Here is a 20,282-nt window from a genome sequence, read left to right as displayed (position 1 = left end):
TTCCATGAAAATCAAAGTAAGTTTTCTTTCATACTTATGGATCAATGTTACTTACTAGGTAATCGTTGAATTAAAACGTAAAAAACCGCCACATTGAGTGGCGATTTTTGGTTTTGAATCTGATTAGTTAATTGTATAAGAACGAGATGGGAAAATAAATGGTGTTGATGATGTAGGGAATGTCACACTAATCTCAAATGTGCCTGTGGTTGCTGTTGGACAAGGCACTGCTGAGGCGCCGAATTTTAATGTGAATTGGAATGAGTTTTTCTGATCGACAATAGCGCCTGATGCAGGAATTGAACCTGAACTCACTGTTTGAGTGCCACCTGATGCAATTGTGCCTGCACCGCTAGTGGTCGCGAATGTAATTTTTGTACCTGCTGGAAGTGGGTTACCAAATTCATCTTTAATCACTGCTGTAATCTGGCTTGTGGAGCCGCACACGCCGGCAGTTGATCCAGTTACGCTTCCAAGTTGTGGGTTTTGGTCACTTGAGAAGGTAAATACAGCATTTCTAAATATGTTTACGCGTTTTTTGACTTGCTTGCCTAGGCTGTTGAGTTGTGATGAGTCGTCTTTGGCGCATTTGGCAAATGTTGAGCTATTGCATAGCGTGCCATTAAAGTACCCATCAGGACCATCGTATGCTTTGTTATCGTTGAAGTCGATGAGCATATCTTGGCCATTGAAAGTATTGTTTTCATCTGTGTCGAGGTAAGCTTCACCAATATCCGTAGACACAATGGTGCTTCTATAATTCAGCTCTGAATCTTGGTCTGCGACATTATTCGCATTCTTATCTGTATAAGTTTCTTCGCCAAGCGCGTGTGCGAGGACGTGTACACGGCCATTGCTTGGTTTACGGCCTTGTGATGTGAGCTGCACTGTGCATGCATTTGCTTTGGTAGTGCAACTGCCTGTTTGTTGGATTCCATTGCCAATTACACCGTAATCAGTAATGAAGGTGACCGGAGTACCGTCTGGAATTGGATTACCAAAGTGATCGGCTAGACGAACAGTAACATTCGCAACTTCACCGTCATGATGTGCTCCGTTGAGGTTGAATTTGTCGGCAGAAATTGACATCGACGCATCATCGGGAACGCCGGAACTAATAGATAATTTGTTTGATGCACTAACTAGACTGCCTGAGGTTGCAGTTACAACGACGGTCGTCGGTTGAGAGCCTGCAATAACCGTCGCTGTGGCCATGCCGTTAGCGTCCGTGGTTACTGGATTGCTACCTGATAATGTAATTCCACCAGCCTGCGAGTCTAGGGCAAAAGAGACTTGACGCCCTGCAATTGGATTGTTTGCAGCATCTACAATCTTGAAAGTAACTTGCGCGCTATCTGGTCTTGCATTTGAGCCATAGCCTTTAAGAGTAATTAGGCCGTCCGCTGGTGTTGTTGCTCCAAATTGTAAAGAGGTTGCTACTGGTGCGGCAATCGCGATATCAATATTTTTGAATTGACCGTTTGATGTGGTGGCGGTCACTGTGTCGGTAGTCGCGCAACCTTTGTCTGTGTAAGACGCGACAGCTTTACCAGTTGAGTCGGCTGCAACTTTAGCATCAATGGTTGCTTTGCCTGCAGTTGCGCATTTTGATGTGAACGAAACGGCTTCACCTGCCGCAGCCTTGCCGTTGTTACTAAGCATTACTGAGATGGTCGTATTCGCATTGGCACTAATGCTTGCTAAGCTTGCCGAAATACTGTCGATTTTTACTGTCGCTGAAGCGCCGCCCGGAATAGCAGATGGTGCAGGTGTTGCTGTTCCACCACCGCCAGTGCCGCTACTACCCCCCGCAATCAGATCCGCACCGCCTGGCCCGCCGCCGCCGCAAGCGACTAGTGTTGTGCTAAGTGCGCCAACGATTAGCGCGCGAATTAGGGTTTGGCGCGATGGGAAATTATTTGTAGCTGCGTGCATTTGTCACCTCAGGTGTTTAGATGCCATTATTTAAGTAGGACGAGTATCGACTTTGCATAAATAATGGCGTGATTCCGATATATTTTAGGCAATATTTGTATTGCAAGATAATACATTTAATGAAGGTGATGTCAAAGTGATACGTTCTTGTAATTTATTGCTTTGGTGTTTGCAGTTTTTTGCATTTTCTTTGTAAGAATTTATGGTACGGGTGCCCTTGTTTGCATAGCAATAGTTTGTGAAACGTTAGGTTGTTTTTAAGGTAAAATTCAGCCAATTCAATTACCTATAGCGGGGCGCCTTGAGGCGTCCCGTACTCATTCTTATGAACGCAATATCTGATTTACCTCAAGAAAAGCCGCAATTGTCTGAGGCGGAACAAAAACAAAAATACAATTTTAATAAGCTCGTGAAACGCCTGCGCCATAACGTGGGCGATGCGATTAATGACTTTAATATGATTGAGGAAGGCGACCGCGTGATGGTTTGCTTGTCGGGTGGCAAAGACAGCTACACGATGCTGGATATTTTGCTGAGCTTGCAAAAATCCGCGCCGATTGATTTTTCGATTGTGGCGGTCAATCTCGATCAAAAACAACCGGGCTTTCCCGAGCATATTTTGCCAACGTATTTGGCGGAATTAGGCGTTGAATACAAGATTATCGAAGAAGATACCTATTCGATCGTCACGCGCGTGATCGAAGAAGGCAAAACCACCTGTGGTTTGTGTTCACGCCTGCGCCGTGGGATTTTGTACCGTGTAGCGGATGAATTGGGCGCGACTAAAATTGCGCTGGGTCATCATCGTGACGACATTCTTGAAACGCTGTTTTTGAATATGTTTTACGGCGGCAAGCTCAAAGGCATGCCACCCAAATTGGTGTCGGATGACGGCAAGCATATGGTGATTCGCCCGCTGGCCTATTGTCGCGAGAAAGACATTGAGAAATACACAGCCGCGCGTGGCTTTCCGATTATTCCGTGTAATTTATGTGGTTCGCAGCCTAATTTACAGCGCCAAGTGATTGGCGATATGTTACGCGATTGGGATAAGCGCTTCCCTGGCCGTTTGGAAACGATGTTTACCGCGATGTGTAATGTTGTGCCTTCGCATTTGGCTGATCCGAAGCGCTACGATTTTGTGAATGCGAAAGCCGATGGCACGGCGCGTGCTGATGGCGACAAAGCGTTTGATCGCGAAACGTTTAACGATCCGAGCCGGATTTCGATTCTCGCTAGCAAACCCGCCGGTGTGAGTGCTTGCGGGGGCGATGAATAATGCTGTTTCGCTCGAAACGTTTTTCGAAAAGTAATGACGACGATATTGTGATTGACGTGTCGGAAGAGGGCGGTGTTCGCAAGCTGCATTTTGGTAATGACGACACGCAAAGTGCGATGAAAATCAATTCGCCGAATGAGCTGCTACTGGCTTATTCGCGTTGTGTGTTTGGTAGCTTGCTGTTTTTAGAGCCGCCGCAAAAAATGTTGCTGATTGGCTTAGGAGGCGGATCGATTGCGAAATGGGTGCATGAATATCTGCCGAATACGCATCTGACTTGCGTCGAGTTATTTCAGCAGGTGGTGAATGTTGCGCGTTCGATGTTTTTCTTGCCGCAGGATGATGAACGGCTTGAGGTGATGACCGGGGACGGTGCGGCGCATGTTTACAATATGGCGGACGAATCGGTCGATATGATTATGATGGACGCGTACTCGGCTACCGGTATTGCTGCGCCATTGGCGAGTACTGATTTTTTTACCGCATGTAAAAATAAACTGACCGATAACGGTGTTTTAGCGGTGAATTTGTGGAGTATTGATCGTCGCTTTGAGCAATATTGCACGCAATTATCCGAAGTCTTCGAAGGTCGCTTAATTTGCTTACCGGCACGGCAAAAAGGCAATGTGATTGCATTTGCGTTTATGCGCGGCCAGAACAGCCCGCAATGGGATCGTTTGGCTGACAAAGCTAAGAAATTAGAAGCTGAGTACGGTCTGGAATTCTCTGAGTTTGTCAGTGATTTGGCACGAATGAATCCTCATAATGACCGCCGTTTGTTTATTTAGTTGTACCGAGAAGCGAAGAGGGACGCAGGCTTTTGCTTCTACTCTCTTGTCGCCCGCAGATAAAGGTTTTCAAGAACCCGCGAATGTGAAAAAATCAGGGTAATCAACGAAATTTAACATAGGTCGTATATATGCTCGATCGTGATGGCTATCGGCCAAACGTCGGCATCATTATCATTAATCAGCAGAATCAGGTTTTCTGGGGAAAGCGCGTGCGTGAGCACTCGTGGCAGTTTCCGCAGGGCGGCATCAAGCAGGGTGAAACTCCCGAGCAGGCCATGTTTCGGGAGTTGGCTGAAGAAGTCGGCTTATTACCGCAACATGTAGAAATTGTGGGCCGCACGCGAGACTGGATGAAATATGATGTGCCGACCAATTGGGTGCGCCGTGAATGGCGCGGTACTTACAAAGGGCAAAAACAAATTTGGTTTATGCTCAGGCTAACGGGGAAAGATTCCGATGTTTGCCTGCGTAAAACCACGCATCCCGAGTTTGATGCATGGCGCTGGAATGAATATTGGTCGCCACTGGAAGCGGTGATTGATTTCAAACGTGGTGTGTATGAAGCGGCTTTGGGTGAATTGGCGCGATTGATTGGGCAACAACCACCTTCAATCGTTAACTAAGTTCTTAAGTAAAAATGTTCTTGCTGTCTTGCCCCGCCGTACTTTATGTACTGCGTGTCGCGCGCCTTGCCATAACATTTTTGCACAATATGATTTAAACGGGTGGCTTGGGCCGCCCGTTTTTTTATCTGGAATTTATGTCTGATCATTATCGTTTGTCGAACGAGCATCTTTGGCAATCCTTATCCTTATTTAATATTTTCCGTCTGCTGATTGTGATTGGCTTGATGGCGGGTGCGTTTTTGCTCACCAGTAGTAGCTGGTTCGAAAACGGCAATTTCTGGGCCGCGATTTGGATTTTGGGTAGCTATACGCTGTGCGGGATTGTGTTTGCTTTTAGTATCGCGCAGCGCTGGCCGCGCTTTGATATTCAGCTATCGATGCATGTGAGTGTCGATGTGATGTTTATTGTCGCGCTGATGCATTTGGGCGGAGGGATTAAAAGCGGTTTTGGGATTTTATTACTGCCGTATTTGGCCGCAGCCGGTTTAATTGCGCGCGGCCGGATGACAATGTTTCACGCCGCAGTGGCAAGTTTGGCGTTACTGGCCGAGTTGGTGTGGACAGTACTGAATGGCGATGTGAATGACACCATTCCAATATCGACAGTATTTCTCTGTATCGCTTCATTTGCGGTGGCTTGGCTCGCATACCGCCTCTCTTTGTATGCCGAAGAGAATCGAGAGCTGGCCGAGCAGCGCGGTGTGGATATTGCTAATTTGGGGCAATTAAATGCGCGGATTTTGCAGGATGTATCCGATGGCGTGCTGGTGGTCGATGCAAAAGATTTAATTCAGCAGTTTAATGAACAAGCGGTGCGTTTTACTGGTGTGCGGCCTGATCTGGCCAGCCCCTTGGCGGCGGATTTACCCGAGTTGGCTTCTCCTTTAGCGCGTTGGCGCGAGTTTCCAGAAATGGGTAGTAGCGAGTTGATTCAAACTGCGGACGGGCGCAATACATTGCGCGCTCGCTTTGTGTCGCTGTCTAGTGATTCTAATGGCAATGTGCTGATTTATCTGGAAGATATGGCGCGTTTACGCCGCGAATCGCAGCAGCTCAAATTAGCCGCACTGGGGCGATTAACCGCTAATTTGGCGCATGAAATCCGCAATCCGCTCGGCGCAATTAGCCATGCAGCCGAATTAATGCGTGAAGAAGCGGCTGATGATCCTTTGCTGCAAAAGCTCACGCGAATTATCAATGACAATAGTCAGCGCTTAGAGCGGATGGTGAAAGATGTGCTGGAGCTCAATCGCCGTGATCGGGTTGAGCGCATCGATATTCGCTTGGCGGAATGGTTGCATAACTTTGCTGAAGAGTTTGTGCTGCAAGAGAAAATTCCGATGAAATTGGCAATTTCATGCGCTCCTGAAGTCATCGTGCGCTTTGATGCGGGGCATTTGCATCAAGTGCTATGGAATTTAGCGCGTAATGGTTGGCGCTATTGCACGCAGCGTGATGGTAGTTTGCAAATCACGGTGCAGGCGTATCGCGATGGCTGGATGCTCAGCGTGATTAATGATGGCCCTCCCGTACCCAATGATGCACAAAGCCAGTTGTTTGAACCTTTTTTTACGACCGAAAGTAAAGGCACCGGCTTAGGCTTGTATATTGCGCGTGAAATCTGCGCGGCCAATGCCGCTCTACTTGAATACCAATCGCCCCCTCACGGCGGTGCCTGCTTCCGCATTCTATTTGGATATACCGATGGCGAAAAAATCTAAAACCCTGCCCCGCGTTTTGGTCGTTGATGATGAAGTCGATTTGGCTGAGTTGTTGGAACTGACTTTATTGAAAATGGGTTTAGACGTTGAAAAAGCCAATGGTGTCGTTGCCGCTAAAGCGCTCATCGATAGCCAGTATTTTGATTTGTGCTTGTCGGATATGCGGATGCCTGATGGTGAAGGCCTCGATTTGGTACGCCATATTCAGGCCAAAGGATTGGATTTACCGATTGCGGTGATCACTGCCTACGGTAGCACCGAAAATGCCGTTGCTGCATTGAAGGCGGGCGCGTTTGATTACTTGGCTAAACCCGTCGCGCTGGAGCAATTGCGCGCGCTGGTGAAATCGGCGCTCAAAATTGAGGCAACACCTGCAGTGAAAGCGGCGCGCAGTGATCGTCCTTTATTGGGTGAGTCACCGGCTTTGCAGCAAGTGCTGGTGCTGATCGAAAAACTGGCACGCAATCAAGCGCCCGTCTATGTGACGGGTGAGTCGGGCTCGGGCAAAGAGCGTGCTGCGCGCGCGATCCATGCTAGCTCAAACCGTGCCGAAAAACCGTTTGTTGCCGTGAATTGCGGTGCGATCCCAGAAAACCTAATGGAAAGCGAATTTTTTGGTTATCGCAAAGGTGCGTTTACTGGCGCGATGGAAGATAGGGACGGCTTTTTCCAAGCGGCGCATGGCGGAACTTTATTTTTGGATGAAGTGGCCGATTTGCCATTGCCGATGCAGGTGAAATTACTGCGTGCGATTCAAGAACGCAAAGTGCGCAAAGTCGGCGGTGTGCATGAAGAAGACGTTGATGTGCGGATTATTTCAGCCACGCATCAAAACCTTGCGCGCTGCGTCGAAGGTGGGCGTTTCCGGCAGGATTTGTATTATCGCTTAAACGTGATTGAGCTAAAAATGCCTGCGCTGCGTGAAATGGGTAAAGACGTGCTCACGATTGCGCAGTTCTTAGTCGAGGATATCGCGGCACGTCATGGCATGCCGACTATGATTTTTACGGTTGCTGCCAAGCAAGCGCTGTGCCGTTATGATTTCCCCGGTAATGTACGCGAGTTGGAAAACTTACTGGAACGCGCTGTGGCCTTGGCCGATGGTGATCAGATCGATGCCGAAGCCTTGCAACTGCACCATTGCCATAGCCCCAGCGATAAAGCCGAAGCCGTCGCCGCGAATTTGGGCGATACCTATCCGCTGCAAGATTATCTGGATCGAGTAGAAAAAGCCGCCATTTTAGCTGCGCTGGATAAAACAGGATTTAATCGCACGCAAGCCGCCAAACTGCTCGGCGTGACGTTCCGCAGTTTGCGTTATCGTTTAGAGCGGCTGTCGATCACACCAGAAAGCGAGGCGTAGTTTCTTTTTATCTGCATCTACTGAGTGACGCCTGCATGGGTGTCGCTCAATGTCGGTTTTTCTTCGCCGATCTACGCATTATTCATGCTTGATTTCTATGGTTTATTCATTACTTTCAGCCTGTACGAAACTTAAATTTGACGTGCGACCATCGTTAATTTGTAAGCTTAGTTACATTTAAGTTTAATATTTGCTGCTACTCTCCCGTCTTTGTAAGAAAATACTTCTTAAAAGGCGGATAAATAGATGTGGCGTAAGCTAGTGCTGGTCGGTGTGATGGCCGTGATTGCAAAAATGAGCATGGCGAAAGAAACGATCACAGTGGGTTTAGTCGCTCACGGCGAGGCACAAGAGGCGATCGCAGCTTGGCAGCCGATTTTGGATGATTTGGCCAAAGCCACTGGCGCGAATGTGAAAGCGGTGGCGGCAAAAAGCTATGCCGAGATTTTGAATGGCTTGAAATCAGGAGAGATTCAAGTCGCGCGCTTAGGCAATAAAGTGGCGCTTGAGGCGGTTGAAACTGCGCAGTGCGATGTGTTTGGCCAATTGGTGCTCAAAGGCGGCGTTGATACGTATTCATCGGTGCTGATTAGCCGCAAAGATTCGGGCTTAAATAATCTAGAGCAGGTGTTGCAGCAAAAAGGCCGTTATCGTTATGGCAGTGGCGATCTGAAATCGACCTCTGGTTTTTTGATTCCGCAGTATTACGCGTTTTTAAAAAACAATATCATTATGGAACAGCACTTTAAGAGCGTTCGTTTTGGGAATCATCAGGATAATTTCCTTGCGCTTGCTAAAGGCGAAGTGGATATCGCTGCAAATAATACCGATGACTTGGCCAAATTTGCGAAGAAATTCCCCACTGAATTTAAAAATGTCAAAGTCATTTGGCAGTCGGATGCATTTAATTTTGATCCCTTGGTGATGCGTAAAAACATGCCTGCGGATTTAAAAAAATCAGTCGCGCAATTCTTTTTAACGTATGCCAGCAATAAGCAATTTCCTGACTCAGCCGCCAAATTACTCGCTGCCGATAATTTGGCGGGATTTAAGACCATGAGCAATCGGGAATTAAAACGGATTGCCGAGGTTGAGTTATTTTATGCGCAATTTCGCACCATGCTCGATAGCTCTTTAAGCTTGGCCGAAAAGCAAAAACAAGAAAAAGCCTATTATCGTCGGCATGAATTGTTGATTGGCTTGCTTGGTGGCCCGCGCTAAAACAGAGAATCTAATGCGGGCGTGGCTTTAAGCGTCTTCGCTTGCTGCGCTGGCTTTCATTTGGCTGAGTAGGCTGTGCAGCATTTCGGTTGATAAGCCATGCAAGACCAGACGGTGCCCCGCGCGCAATGTGGAAAGTGGCACCAGCGGATGCTTATTATTGAGCAGCAATAAATGTTGCGGCGTATTGAGCAGCGTCGCGACATAAACGCCCATCGTTTCATCCAGTTGCAGCGAATTAGCGGCGCGCCAAAAATCGTTGTCGGTCAGAAACAGCTGATAGACCGGTGTAAAAATCTCAATCGCGGTTTGCAAATCAATAAAGTTCAGCCTACCTTGCGGTATCGTCGCCAGCGCCAATGGCGGCTCGACTATCATGCTGAAATCGATGTTCTCGACGTGGCTGAGCTTTTTCCCTTCGTTCTGTAGCGCTTGGTTGAGCCGAATCACGAAGTTAAATAAATTCAAATCGTGTTTTAAAAACAATTCGTCTTTCAGCGCATCCAGATCGGCCGGTTTGAGTGACGACAGTGGCACGCTCACCGGCGCGTTGCGTTCAATAAATTCGATGATTTGCGCGCCCAAATGAAAGTGCCGCAAGATCAGCCAATTGGCTTGTGGTGACACAAAGCCTTTTAGTCCCCAAACTAAAATATGGTGCAATAGCTTGGATGCTGACCAGCGTTTGGGTAGCACGATCTTGAAAACCTGAATGACAATAATCATCAATCTGGCGAGAGGGCGCACCAAGGGCAGCAAATATTGCCGCGAACTGGACGCCGAATCAGTTAACCACGCGTGTTTGACGTGATCGCACAGCGGCGTACTTTGGTCGAGATAGAGCGCCAGCCAAGGATTCGGGTCACGCGGATCGTGCGGGTCTTTGAGAAAGTCGCTCATGATGCGGTGTCACTTTCTTGAATATGTTCAAACTGCATTAAGTACAGCTGCGCAGTGCGTTTGGCAGTGCGATAAATTGCATCAGCCGCTGTTGGGTCGATGGCGAGCGTGATTTCAACGGCGGTGAGCCAGCGCGCCAAATGATGCTCGTCATTCGCGCCGTGATATTCCAAAAAGCGAAACGCCGCAGCAGGTAAGTTCACTTGCTGGCGCAGCAGCGGCAGCAAGGCTGGAACGATGCGCTGTCCCGTGCCTTCAATAATATAAATCGCACCCAAAAGACCGATTGGATTGGGCGTTGCGGCCAAGGCGTGCAAATAGCTATTAAGCGCTTCGCCGCCGGGATTGCGCTTTAAATCGGCCAACGCCGCTGTGCCCCCTGTGGCTTGATAATCTTGATACAAAATCTGGAAATCATTTTGCTCGTCCCCGGCGTGCATTTCGATCAAAGCACCGAGCGCGGCAAAATCGCCAGTGAGCGACGCCACGGCATTCCTCATCCACTTACTGCCTTCATGCACTTGCGGCACCCATTGCGCGGTCCAGTTGCGATAAGCCGCCACATCAAATTGCCCGCTTACCAAATGATGAATCACCGGCGTGCGCCACACATTTGAGCGGTAATCTTGCCACAGGCTGGCAAGTCGCGTGAGTAGCGGCTGCAAAGGCTCAGGTGCGTCTTTCGCTTGATGTGGTGCTGTGATGCTATTTTCTAGGGTATTAGCTTGTAGCGCTTGTTGATTAATTTCTGGCGGCGTATACCCACGATGTGTTCCATCCTGCTCCGCTTCCACTTCAAATAGCATAAACGCCGCCGTCATCCGGCCTGATTCGGGAATAAAGCAGAAAATCTTCTCACCTGCTGTCAGGGTTTTTTGCTGCAGAAATTCGGCCAGCATAATAAAAATCGACGCCGATCCGGTATTGCCGCATGTCGCCAGATTGCTATACCACTTCTCGGGCGGAATCGTTAAGCCGGCTTTTGCGAGCAAATCTTCAACAACGGGCATAAATTTAGCCGACGAGTAATGGCAGAGAAAATGATCAATCTCGCTCGATTTAATCCAGCCCGCATCGACCAACTTCACGTATTCGTGAATGCAAATATCAAATAAATGCGGCAATAAACGAATGTCTTGGCGTAAAGACAGCGCACCTGCGGCTTCGGCTTCCGATGACGAGGCAAAATCAAGAAATGACTGGCTGCGATCCGCTGTGAGGCCAAGCTGCATGCAAACCGGATAATCGCCGGAAAAACTCTTTTGGTGTATCCATTTGAGTTTGATTTGCAGTCCGTTTTTGACCAGAGGCTGGCGGCTTAACTGCATCGCACCAGCGCCGTCGGACAGCATCCAGCGCAGAAAATGCGCGTCAAAATCACTTTCATAACCACGCGGCGCAAAGCGGGAACGCTTAAACATCCGCGACGGCATTTCTGCGGTGACGACCAGCGCGTGCTGATGCGCGCCTAATTCAATTGCTTGCGCAGCAAACTCAATCGCGCTGACGCCTGCCGCGCAAACACCTTGGCTGGACAAGGTTTGCATCGGCGGCGCACCCAGCTCGCCCTGAATCATATTGGCAAAACCGGGCATCAGCGCATCGCCGCCTGACGAGCCGACGCTCAGCAGCGAAATTTGCTCTAACGGCGTTTGCGTTTGGTCTAAGCAGGCATGAATCGCTTTCACCGCCAATTGAGCGTGGCTTTCCACCGTTTGGCCTTCCTCATCAATCGCGTAATGCCGCGTTTGAATGCCGTTTTCATCCAAAATTCGTTTTTTAATCCGCGCTGAAATGCGATTGATGGGCGCGATATAGTCGTCCATTGCGTCGTTGTTAATGGGCTTGCCCGGCAAGTACAGGCTGGCTGCGGCGAGGTAAACATTCTTAAACTGAATCGGCATGATGAGTTCCTGAACTTTGAGGCGGCATCAAGCTTTGGCTACGATAAGGCAGTAGCAGCAGGCTGAGGATAAAGGTACGAAACATATAAGGAATCAAAGGCCCAGCATTGAGTGTCGGGTCAATCTGCTGGCGATAGTGCAAATCTAATTGTGATAATTCCGACCAATGCGCGCGCGGATGGTGATGGTGGGCGGTATGCAGGCCGATATTAAATAGCAGCGGATTGACCCAACCAGAAAAATTGCGCGCGTAATTGATCGGCGAATTGCCGTCGGCATGCGCGTGCTGCAAATAATTTGTCGCCAATAACCAATGCAGGCCGTGCAATTGGGGAATGAGCACAAACAGCAAAAACTTTTGCCAGTCGAGCCACGCTAAAACACTCCACAGCAATAGCACGGCCAGATATTGGCGCAAGCAATAATAAAACACGCCGGAATGTTGTTCGCGTAAACGCCGTAGCCAATCGATAAACAGCGGATAAAGCACAAATCCCGCTTGAAACGGATGCAAGAGATAGCCGAGCAGATGATTGTGATCGCCGCCAAAACGATAGGTGCGCGCTGCATCGTGCTCGCCGTGATGGTAGCGATGATGATTGGCGATATGCGAGGGATAAAACACAAAAGTTGGATGGCCTTGCAGCAGCGTGATCCAAAAATCAGTCAACCGATTCAGGCGTTTGTTGCGCCATATGCGTAGATGCGTGTGATTGTGATGAATGACGCCAATCCCTAGGCTCAGGAAAAACACCAAGCCATAAATCAGCCAACTCGCCACTGATGACAAACCTACTTGCCATAAATAGATCATCAGCAAGGGCTGCAAGATTAAATACAGCAGGCTTTGCAGATCGCGCCGATTACGCAGCATCGCGTGCCGATCCAGCTAAATCACGCTTAATTCTGGCTTGTGCTGCGTCGGGCGGCAGCGCAGTGCCAAAGAGTCTATCCATAAACGGGAACATAAAGCCGAAATTGCCGGTGTAACAGGCATGATGCAAATGATGGCGGCGTGCGCCGTTGAGCCACCAACGGTCATGATGCGCGTCGGGTAAAAAATCGTAATTGGAATGACCGATATTATTAAAAATAATGCTAAACACCGGCACGGCAGCCAGCGCATCGAGGCTGAAATCGTGTACCAACATCGGCAGCAAAATCACATTGCCGAGCATAATCGCTTCAAGCGGATGAAAGCTATACGAAGCCCAAGGCGTCGTGACAATCGAGCGATGATGCGGCAGGTGAAAGCGCTTCAACCAGCGCGTATGTAGTAGCCAGTGAGTGCAATAAAAATGGATTTCATTCCAAATCACCAAGAGGAAAATTTCAACTGCAATTTGCCAGTTTGAGGGTGCAATCGCCAGCCGTGCCCAGCCTAGTTGCAGCAAGCCCCAAGGGAAAATCATTCCGGTACCAAAAATAAAAATCGAGGATGCAGAAAGCAGCCATTCGCGGCGCAATTGCCCCCGTGCGAGTGGGCGAGGATCGAGAATGTGGCCGTAGCCAATGGCGGGTAGCAAGAAGCGGCTTAAAACCCAATTCAGCGCGCCAACGCCGACATAGAGGCTGGCAAAAAAGACCAGTCCCAGCAGCATGATTTCGTACCACTGACTATTGAGAATAAGTTCGCGCACTGGCTGACAGCTCCAAGAAAGTGTGACGATTGTATGTCATTTCACTGTAGGCGTCATAGAGCGTGCGGATGCGGGATGAAAACGCTAGCATAGCGAATTTGGCGGACGAACTAAGGAGCAATGATGGTAGCGGCGATGTCGGACAAAAACGCTTTAGTGATTGATGCACAAGGTGTGTGCAGCGCTGTGCGGCAAGTGCCTAGCCCCAATTGTGATGTGCGCCCCAATGAGAACGTGCCGGATATGGTGGTCATACATAATATCCACCTGCCACCGGGCGAGCCGGGAACGATGGCATTTTCTGGCGATGCGATTGAGCGCCTGTTTACCAATTGCCTCGATATCGACGCGCATGAATGCTTTGCAGAATTATCCAATTTACGCGTATCGGCGCATTTTCTAATTCGTCGTGATGGCGAGATCGTGCAATTTGTACCGTGCAATCTACGCGCTTGGCATGCGGGTGTGTCGAGCTGGCAAGGTCGGGAGCGTTGCAATGATTTTTCGATAGGTATTGAGTTGGAAGGCTCAGATTTCGTGCCGTTCGAGGCAATACAGTATGTGCAGTTAAATTTACTACTGAATGCACTGCAAGCACGCTATCCAATTGCGCATGTGGTGGGGCATAGCGAGATTGCGCCGGGGCGAAAAACCGACCCAGGGCCGTTTTTTGTATGGGAAAACCTCATGTCTTCTGTTTTGGAATTACGCCAAACTGGCTACATCAGCCGCAGCTGATTTGTCTGCTGCGTTGTCGCAACGTTTCGCTTTAAAACGTGCCCTAAGCCATTGACGCAGGACTATAATCCGCTTCCCGTACTCGGTTTGAAGAATCTTAATGTCGACCTCTCAAGTGAAAGACCCCAAAAAACTCGCTGGCCTCGTCGTTGGCGCGATTGGCGTGGTTTATGGCGATATCGGTACTAGCCCTTTATATACATTAAAAGAATGCTTTAACGGCCATGTGGCGCTGGATTTGAATGCGTTCAATGTGCTGGGTATTTTGTCGCTGATTTTCTGGGGCTTGATGCTGGTGGTGACGGTGAAATACGTCTCTATCGTGCTGCGTGCTGATAATCGGGGTGAGGGCGGTATTTTGGCGCTGATGGCGCTGGCGATGCGGGTGGTTAGCAGCAGTCCACGCAAAGCGTTTTGGGTCGCCGCAATGGGGATTTTTGGCGCGGCTTTGTTTGCAGGTGAAAGTATTATTACGCCAGCGATTTCGGTGCTGTCGGCGTTAGAAGGGATCAGTATTATTTCGCATACGCTGGATCCGTATATTTTACCGATTGCAATTGTTGTGATGGTGGCTTTGTTTGCGATGCAATCGCGCGGCACGGCGCTGGTGGGCAAGTTGTTTGGCCCCGTCATGGTGACGTGGTTTATTGTGATTGGCCTACTGGGCGTGATCAATATTATTAAAGCGCCGCAGGTCTTAGCGGCGGTCAATCCAATGTTTGCGGTGAATTTCTTTTTTGCCCATCCTTGGGTGGCCTTTGTGCTGCTCGGCGCGGTCGTGCTGTGTTTGACTGGGGTTGAGGCGCTGTATGCCGATATGGGGCATTTTGGTCGCCCTGCGATTCGCTATGCGTGGTTTTTGCTGGTGCTGCCTGCGCTGTTGTTGAATTATTACGGTCAAGGCGCGCTGCTGTTAACGACGCCAGAAGCGATTAAAAACCCATTTTATTTCCTCGCGCCGACTTGGGCGCATCCGCCTTTGGTGATTTTGGCGACGATGGCGACGGTGATTGCGTCGCAAGCGGTGATTTCTGGCGCGTTTTCAGTCGCCAATCAAGCGATTCAATTGGGCTTTTGCCCCCGCATGGACATTCAGCACACCTCAGAGCAAGAGCGTGGGCAGATTTATATTCCCGGCATTAACTGGTTCTTATTGCTCTCGGTGATTCTGCTGATTTTAGCCTTCCGTACCTCAAGCAATTTGGCCGCCGCCTATGGTTTTGCGGTAACGTGTACGATGGTGATGACGACTTTGCTCGCGTTTGTTGTCGCAAGCCGGCATTTTAAAGGCGGCAAAAAAATCGGTATGTTTGCTTTGCTGGGCGTGCTGTTGATTGTTGATTTGGCATTCTTCTCGTCGAATATTCTGAAATTACATCAAGGCGGTTGGTTCCCGCTGTTGATCGGCATGATTGCGTTTACGATGATGATGACGTGGAAGCGCGGGCGTAAATTGCTGGCCGCCAAATTGCGCGAAGGTGAAATGCCACTGGCGGGTTTTGTCGAAAGTCTAGAAGCGCACCCGCCGCAACGCGTCGAAGGCTTGTCGATTTTTATGACCGCCAGCACTGATTCGGTGCCGCATGCGCTATTGCATAATTTGAAACACAATAAAGTGCTGCATGAGCAAGTGGTGTTTTTGACGCTGCAAACCAGCGATATTCCATTTGTACCGCTGAAAGAGCGCGTTACCGTGCGCCGCATGGGTGAAACTTTCTATCAGGTGATTGCCACTTATGGCTTTAAAGAAGAGCCTGGCGTGCCCGCAGTGCTAGAGCAAGTAACGCATTTGCAGCCTGAATTGGTGTTTGACGATATGAATACGTCGTTCTTCTTATCGCGTGAAACCATCGTCGAGGCGAAATATCCATCGATGAGCTGGTGGCGTCGTCGTTTGTTTAGTTTAATGAGCCGCAACGCAACGCGCGTGACGAACTTCTTCAAAATCCCACCGAACCGCGTCGTAGAAATGGGGATGCAGGTCGAGTTGTAATTATTTATGGGTATATTGCTGTGGCTTTCTATTTATAAGGCTTGCATTAATATACCCATTATCCATGCTGGATGCCTCACAGCTCACAGCTCACAGCTCACAGCTCACAGCTCACAGCTCACAGCTCACAGCTCACACCTGACTCAATTGCGAAATGCAGCGATCCGCCGCAGGATGGCCACGCATGCCAGCGCGTAGCCACACGGTTTGCATGCCGAGTTTCTTGGCGGTGATCAGATTGCCAATACTGTCCTCGACCATAATGCACTGGCGAGCCTGTAATTTGAATTGTCGTAATATCTGATAGTAAGCAGTGGGTATCGGCTTGGGCGTTAGATTCACTGTGTCGATAGCGGCAATACCTATGAAGTAACGCTCAATATCCAGCGCAGCCAGCATCGCGCGAGCGTAACTAATCGGCCCGTTGGTAAAGAGAATTTTATTGCCAGTTAGTCGTTGTAACGTTGATTTGAGCTGCGGCATCGGGTGGACTTCGCGGAGCAATTGTTCAAGTGGATGACATGCGGCGAGAAAATGATGTGGGTTCAAGTGTCCGTGGTGGCGAATCAGGCCGAGCATCGTTGCGCCATAGCGACGCCAATAATCTTGGCGTAAATGATTTGCTTCGTTGTAATTCAATTGAAGATGCACTTGCAGCCATGCCGTCATTGCCGAGTCAATAATGGGAAACGCATGGCGACTGGCTTGGTGCAAGGTATTGTCGAGGTCGAAAATCCACGTGGGCTGAAGCATAGGCGTTAAAAATGGCCGGAAAGAATATCCGACCATTTTACCGTAGGTCGAGCTTTCGCCCGACATCAGATTTAATGCGCAGAAGGTAGGCGTTGGTCGTAAATATAATGCGCCATTTGATCGATAGTGAATTCTTGATCGGCCATTTTTTCATGCACTAAATCACCAATCGATAAAATCCCTAGTACTTTGTCTCCATCCAACACCGGCAAATGGCGAATGCGTTTTTCTGTCATTAAGCCCATACATTCATCGGTCGTTGCATTGGGCGGCACACAGAGTAATTTATGAGTCATGATGTCGGAAACTGGCGTTCCGGCAGAGGTTTTACCCATCAAAACCACTTTGCGGGCGTAATCTCGTTCAGAGAAAATACCGACCAGTTTTTCGCCTTCCATGACTAAAATCGCGCCAATATTGGCATCGGCCATCATTTGCAATGCTTGGTAAACGGAGGCAGTCGGCGTTACTGAAATCGTCTCGTGTTTGGCCTTGGCGGCAAGAAGTTGGCGGGCGGTTTTCATTGTGGGGTTCTCAAGGCAACAAGGTATCTTTACTGTAGTTGTCCCCACCCAAGTTGCAAGCAAAAAGGGCAACCGAAGTCGCCCTTTTTTGTGATTTTATGTTGCTTTGGTTTATTTAGCGCGAATCATCGTACCTACACCTTGCTCGGTCAATACTTCAAGCAAAAGCGCGTGTTTTACGCGGCCATCAATGATGTGAACTGCATTCACACCGCTCTTTGCTGCATCGAGTGCCGATGCAATTTTTGGCAGCATGCCGCCCGAAATCGTGCCATCGGCAAACAATTCATCAATGCGGCGCGCCGTGAGTTTGGTCAGCAATACGCCTTCCTTATCCAAAACACCGGGTGTATTGGTCATCATAATGAGCTTTTCGGCTTTTAAAACTTCAGCTAATTTGCCGGCGACCAAATCGGCATTGATATTCAAACTTTCACCTGTAGCATCGACGCCAATTGGTGCAATGACGGGGATAAAGTCGGCTGCATCCAAATGCAGCACGATGGATGGGTCGATACTTTCGATTTCGCCGACTTGGCCGATATCGATATTGTTTTCGCCCATATTGTCTTTGAGCATCATTTTGCGTGCGCGGATAAAGTGGCCGTCTTGACCCGTTAAACCAACGGCTTTGCCGCCGTGTTTATTAATCAAAGACACGATTTCTTTATTCACATGGCCGCCCAAGACCATTTCCACCACGTCCATGGTTTCGGCATCGGTAACGCGCATGCCTTGGATGAATTCGCCTTTTTTACCGATGCGATCGAGCAAATCATTAATTTGTGGGCCGCCACCGTGCACGATGACTGGGTTCATGCCGACTAATTTAAGCAAAACCACATCGGATGCAAAACCATCTTTAAGTTCTTCATCAATCATTGCGTTACCACCGTATTTAATCACGATGGTTTTGTCGAAAAAACGCTGAATATAAGGTAGCGCTTCGGACAGAATTTCGGCTTTGATTTGCGGGGTGATTTCAGGCATGACGGGCTCCATAAATAGGCTGGACGAATTGCCCGCGATTGTACCGTATTCATTTGAAATGAGTGCTGTGGATTGCATTGAAAAAAATGCAAAATGAACCGTTTCTACGGATTGACGCTGCTTTTTTAAAGGCAGATAATAAATGAACGTTCATTTATTAGTTAGGCATCATAGTATGTGTCCCATCAAATGTTGGACTCGCCGCAAAGAGGCGAGGCCACAAGAAATCCTTGAAGCTGCGCTGGGCTTGTTTGTTGAAAAAGGCTTTGCTGCAACCAAAATCGAAGACATCGCCCGCGCCGCAGGCGTAACGCGCGGTACGCCGTATTTGTACTTTGCCAATAAAGAAGAAATCTTTAAATCAGTGATCCGCTCCTTGCTGGTGCCGCAGCTTGCGGTCGGCGAGAGCCTGCTCAAGGATTGGCAGGGCAGTGCGCGCGACTTATTGATTCAGCTATTTCAAATGTGGTGGCGCACCGTTGGCGAAACTTCATTTTCGGCTTTGCCCAAATTGATGATGGCCGAAGGCGGTAATTTTCCTGACGTGATGGCTTTGTATAACGAAGAATTTATCGTGCCAGGGCAAGGCATGATTCGACACGTTTTACAGATGGGCGTTGCCAGCGGTGAGCTGGTCGTGACTGACTTGGACTATGCCGTGCACGTGGTTTCCGCACCGATTGTGATGGCGATGATGCTTAAAAATACGCCGCTATCTTGTTTGCCCGCCGATTTTGCTGCCGAGCGTTATGTGCAATGTACGCTCGATTTATTTCTTAATGGGTTGATGACCCGCCCCGTGGATGTTTCTCATGCTCAATAAATATAGTGTTGCAGCTGCTTTATTATTACTGCTCGGCGCTTGCGCGCCGGAAGTGAAACCCGTTGCCGAAGTTCGCCCTGTGCGAACGATGGTCGTCGGTGGCGCGTTGCCTGCTGCCGCTGAAGTGTATAGCGGTGAGGTACGGGCGCGGCATGAAGTGCCGCTGGGCTTTCGGATTCCGGGCAAGCTGATTAGCCGCTCGGTGGATGTGGGCGCAAGCGTGAAACAAGGCCAAGTTTTGGCCAAGCTCGATGCTGGCGATGTGGCGCTCAATGCCAGTGCCGCCCGCGCCGGTTTGGCGTCGGCACAAGCGCAATTGTCGCAAGCGGCGATTGATTACAAGCGCTCGCAAGAATTACGCGCGCAAAATTTTGTCAGCCAAGCCGAAGTCGATAAGCGGCAAACCGCGTTGATTTCAGCGCAAAAGCAGACCGAACAAGCCAAAGCGCAGCTGGATTTAGCCAATAACCAAGCCAGTTATACGCAGCTCTTGGCCGATAGTGATGGCGTAGTGACCAAAACCTTGGCCGAACCCGGTTCGGTGCTGTCTGCTGGGCAATCAGTGCTCTTGGTCGCCAAAGCGGGCGCGTATGAAGCAGTGATTGATGTGCCAGAAAATCGTGTGCAAGCATGGCAAGCGGGGCAAAAAGTGAAAGTCGTATTGTGGGCGGATGAGTCAACGTCTTTAGATGGCGTCGTGAATGAAGTGTCTCCAGCCGCCGATCCACAAACGCGTACTTACCGCGTCAAAGTGACTTTGCCAGAAAATAGTGGCGCATCACTGGGTATGACGATACAGGTCAAGCAGGTATTCGCTGTGAGCGATACACCTGCCGAGGTATCAGTGCCGATGTCAGCGGTGTACGGTAAAGAGAACGCAATGCGTGTTTGGATTGTCGATGCCAAAAATACCGTGCATAGCCGTGAAGTGACGGTGCTAGGACATCAGGGGCAACTGGTGCGAATTAAAGGCGTTCCCGCAGGTGCGGTGGTGGTGACGGCGGGCGTGCATTTATTGCGCGAAGGCCAAACTGTAAAAATCCTAGCACGACAGTCTGATTCAGAAGCGCGGGGAGCCTAA

Annotated in this window: 18 protein-coding genes; 10 read left to right on the top strand and 8 right to left on the bottom strand. The window is 49.3% G+C overall.

Going from position 1 to position 20,282, the window contains the following annotated elements:
• Positions 1 to 123: 123 nt before the first annotated feature.
• Entirely contained in the window at positions 124 to 1,935 is a 1,812-nt protein-coding gene (locus Q320_RS0117370) for an Ig-like domain-containing protein (RefSeq protein WP_027470054.1), read from the bottom strand.
• A gap of 325 nt (positions 1,936 to 2,260) precedes the next feature.
• On the opposite strand from Q320_RS0117370, the gene ttcA reads away from it, so the two are divergent.
• The 6 genes from ttcA to phnD all read left to right on the top strand — a co-directional run bounded on the left by ttcA (position 2,261) and on the right by phnD (position 8,936).
• Positions 2,261 to 3,214, top strand: a complete 954-nt coding sequence (gene ttcA, locus Q320_RS0117365; RefSeq protein WP_051534863.1) for a tRNA 2-thiocytidine(32) synthetase TtcA — start codon at positions 2,261 to 2,263, stop codon at positions 3,212 to 3,214.
• On the top strand, positions 3,214 to 4,002 hold the full coding sequence (locus tag Q320_RS0117360; RefSeq protein ID WP_051534862.1) for a fused MFS/spermidine synthase: 789 nt from the start codon (positions 3,214 to 3,216) through the stop codon (positions 4,000 to 4,002). Before ttcA ends, Q320_RS0117360 begins: the two co-directional genes overlap by 1 nt.
• Positions 4,003 to 4,133: 131 nt before the next feature.
• Positions 4,134 to 4,628 (top strand): RNA pyrophosphohydrolase, encoded by a 495-nt coding sequence (locus Q320_RS0117355; protein WP_027470051.1) that lies wholly within the window; start codon positions 4,134 to 4,136, stop codon positions 4,626 to 4,628.
• Positions 4,629 to 4,765: 137 nt separating this feature from the next.
• Entirely contained in the window at positions 4,766 to 6,352 is a 1,587-nt protein-coding gene (locus Q320_RS20440; RefSeq protein ID WP_051534861.1) for a sensor histidine kinase, read from the top strand.
• Positions 6,336 to 7,715 (top strand): sigma-54-dependent transcriptional regulator, encoded by a 1,380-nt coding sequence (locus Q320_RS0117340; protein WP_027470050.1) that lies wholly within the window; start codon positions 6,336 to 6,338, stop codon positions 7,713 to 7,715. The genes Q320_RS20440 and Q320_RS0117340 overlap by 17 nt, the downstream gene beginning before the upstream one ends.
• Before the next feature lie 246 nt (positions 7,716 to 7,961).
• The gene (phnD, locus tag Q320_RS20435; protein WP_051534860.1) at positions 7,962 to 8,936 is read left to right on the top strand and encodes a phosphate/phosphite/phosphonate ABC transporter substrate-binding protein; all 975 of its coding nucleotides are present in this window, start codon (positions 7,962 to 7,964) and stop codon (positions 8,934 to 8,936) included.
• Between the two features lie 27 nt (positions 8,937 to 8,963).
• On the opposite strand, the gene Q320_RS0117330 is transcribed toward phnD, so the two are convergent.
• From Q320_RS0117330 to Q320_RS0117315, 4 genes are read right to left on the bottom strand one after another with little or no spacing between them, the layout of a single operon-like run.
• Positions 8,964 to 9,836 (bottom strand): DUF6999 family protein, encoded by an 873-nt coding sequence (locus Q320_RS0117330; RefSeq protein WP_027470049.1) that lies wholly within the window; start codon positions 9,834 to 9,836, stop codon positions 8,964 to 8,966.
• Positions 9,833 to 11,740 carry a StlD/DarB family beta-ketosynthase gene (locus tag Q320_RS0117325; protein ID WP_027470048.1) on the bottom strand — a complete coding sequence of 636 codons (1,908 nt, stop codon included), beginning with the start codon at positions 11,738 to 11,740 and terminating at the stop codon, positions 9,833 to 9,835. The genes Q320_RS0117330 and Q320_RS0117325 overlap by 4 nt, the downstream gene beginning before the upstream one ends.
• Positions 11,724 to 12,614 (bottom strand): fatty acid desaturase, encoded by an 891-nt coding sequence (locus Q320_RS0117320; RefSeq protein ID WP_051534859.1) that lies wholly within the window; start codon positions 12,612 to 12,614, stop codon positions 11,724 to 11,726. The genes Q320_RS0117325 and Q320_RS0117320 overlap by 17 nt, the downstream gene beginning before the upstream one ends.
• Positions 12,604 to 13,380 (bottom strand): sterol desaturase family protein, encoded by a 777-nt coding sequence (locus tag Q320_RS0117315; protein WP_035854207.1) that lies wholly within the window; start codon positions 13,378 to 13,380, stop codon positions 12,604 to 12,606. The genes Q320_RS0117320 and Q320_RS0117315 overlap by 11 nt, the downstream gene beginning before the upstream one ends.
• 135 nt (positions 13,381 to 13,515) lie before the next feature.
• On the opposite strand from Q320_RS0117315, the gene ampD reads away from it, so the two are divergent.
• Both ampD and Q320_RS0117305 read left to right on the top strand, forming a co-directional pair.
• The gene (gene ampD, locus Q320_RS0117310; RefSeq protein WP_084282765.1) at positions 13,516 to 14,118 is read left to right on the top strand and encodes a 1,6-anhydro-N-acetylmuramyl-L-alanine amidase AmpD; all 603 of its coding nucleotides are present in this window, start codon (positions 13,516 to 13,518) and stop codon (positions 14,116 to 14,118) included.
• Positions 14,119 to 14,218: 100 nt separating this feature from the next.
• Positions 14,219 to 16,111 (top strand): potassium transporter Kup, encoded by a 1,893-nt coding sequence (locus Q320_RS0117305; protein WP_051534858.1) that lies wholly within the window; start codon positions 14,219 to 14,221, stop codon positions 16,109 to 16,111.
• A 132-nt stretch (positions 16,112 to 16,243) separates the two neighbouring features.
• Here Q320_RS0117305 and Q320_RS0117300 read toward each other — a convergent pair whose 3' ends face one another.
• The 3 genes from Q320_RS0117300 to argB all read right to left on the bottom strand — a co-directional run bounded on the left by Q320_RS0117300 (position 16,244) and on the right by argB (position 18,378).
• On the bottom strand, positions 16,244 to 16,930 hold the full coding sequence (locus Q320_RS0117300; RefSeq protein WP_245591040.1) for a pyrimidine 5'-nucleotidase: 687 nt from the start codon (positions 16,928 to 16,930) through the stop codon (positions 16,244 to 16,246).
• Positions 16,931 to 16,935: 5 nt separating this feature from the next.
• Complete coding sequence (locus Q320_RS0117295) at positions 16,936 to 17,388, bottom strand: CBS domain-containing protein (protein WP_027470042.1); 453 nt, start codon at positions 17,386 to 17,388, stop codon at positions 16,936 to 16,938.
• Between the two features lie 111 nt (positions 17,389 to 17,499).
• Complete coding sequence (gene argB / locus Q320_RS0117290; RefSeq protein ID WP_027470041.1) at positions 17,500 to 18,378, bottom strand: acetylglutamate kinase; 879 nt, start codon at positions 18,376 to 18,378, stop codon at positions 17,500 to 17,502.
• A gap of 175 nt (positions 18,379 to 18,553) precedes the next feature.
• Here argB and Q320_RS20430 point away from each other — a divergent pair, with 175 nt between their 5' ends.
• On the top strand, positions 18,554 to 19,201 hold the full coding sequence (locus tag Q320_RS20430; RefSeq protein ID WP_035854205.1) for a TetR/AcrR family transcriptional regulator: 648 nt from the start codon (positions 18,554 to 18,556) through the stop codon (positions 19,199 to 19,201).
• Complete coding sequence (locus Q320_RS20425; RefSeq protein ID WP_051534856.1) at positions 19,191 to 20,282, top strand: efflux RND transporter periplasmic adaptor subunit; 1,092 nt, start codon at positions 19,191 to 19,193, stop codon at positions 20,280 to 20,282. Before Q320_RS20430 ends, Q320_RS20425 begins: the two co-directional genes overlap by 11 nt.

This window comes from Deefgea rivuli DSM 18356, from assembly GCF_000620145.1.
Taxonomy (GTDB): Bacteria; Pseudomonadota; Gammaproteobacteria; order Burkholderiales; family Chitinibacteraceae; genus Deefgea; species Deefgea rivuli.
The sequence above is the reverse complement of the archived record's forward strand: the minus strand, read 5'-3'. Positions and strand labels throughout refer to the sequence as shown.

Bases quoted from the DNA above. Each gene is read 5' to 3' on its own strand.
- Q320_RS0117300 (WP_245591040.1), bottom strand. From the start codon at position 16,930: ATGTCGGGCGAAAGCTCGACCTACGGTAAAATGGTCGGATATTCTTTC.
- phnD (WP_051534860.1), top strand. From the start codon at position 7,962: ATGTGGCGTAAGCTAGTGCTGGTCGGTGTGATGGCCGTGATTGCAAAA.
- Q320_RS20430 (WP_035854205.1), top strand. From the start codon at position 18,554: ATGTGTCCCATCAAATGTTGGACTCGCCGCAAAGAGGCGAGGCCACAA.
- argB (WP_027470041.1), bottom strand. From the start codon at position 18,378: ATGCCTGAAATCACCCCGCAAATCAAAGCCGAAATTCTGTCCGAAGCG.
- Q320_RS20425 (WP_051534856.1), top strand. From the start codon at position 19,191: ATGCTCAATAAATATAGTGTTGCAGCTGCTTTATTATTACTGCTCGGC.
- Q320_RS0117325 (WP_027470048.1), bottom strand. From the start codon at position 11,740: ATGCCGATTCAGTTTAAGAATGTTTACCTCGCCGCAGCCAGCCTGTAC.
- ampD (WP_084282765.1), top strand. From the start codon at position 13,516: ATGTCGGACAAAAACGCTTTAGTGATTGATGCACAAGGTGTGTGCAGC.
- Q320_RS0117305 (WP_051534858.1), top strand. From the start codon at position 14,219: ATGTCGACCTCTCAAGTGAAAGACCCCAAAAAACTCGCTGGCCTCGTC.
- Q320_RS0117320 (WP_051534859.1), bottom strand. From the start codon at position 12,614: ATGCTGCGTAATCGGCGCGATCTGCAAAGCCTGCTGTATTTAATCTTG.
- Q320_RS0117370 (WP_027470054.1), bottom strand. From the start codon at position 1,935: ATGCACGCAGCTACAAATAATTTCCCATCGCGCCAAACCCTAATTCGC.
- Q320_RS0117355 (WP_027470051.1), top strand. From the start codon at position 4,134: ATGCTCGATCGTGATGGCTATCGGCCAAACGTCGGCATCATTATCATT.
- Q320_RS20440 (WP_051534861.1), top strand. From the start codon at position 4,766: ATGTCTGATCATTATCGTTTGTCGAACGAGCATCTTTGGCAATCCTTA.
- Q320_RS0117340 (WP_027470050.1), top strand. From the start codon at position 6,336: ATGGCGAAAAAATCTAAAACCCTGCCCCGCGTTTTGGTCGTTGATGAT.
- Q320_RS0117360 (WP_051534862.1), top strand. From the start codon at position 3,214: ATGCTGTTTCGCTCGAAACGTTTTTCGAAAAGTAATGACGACGATATT.
- Q320_RS0117295 (WP_027470042.1), bottom strand. From the start codon at position 17,388: ATGAAAACCGCCCGCCAACTTCTTGCCGCCAAGGCCAAACACGAGACG.
- ttcA (WP_051534863.1), top strand. From the start codon at position 2,261: ATGAACGCAATATCTGATTTACCTCAAGAAAAGCCGCAATTGTCTGAG.
- Q320_RS0117330 (WP_027470049.1), bottom strand. From the start codon at position 9,836: ATGAGCGACTTTCTCAAAGACCCGCACGATCCGCGTGACCCGAATCCT.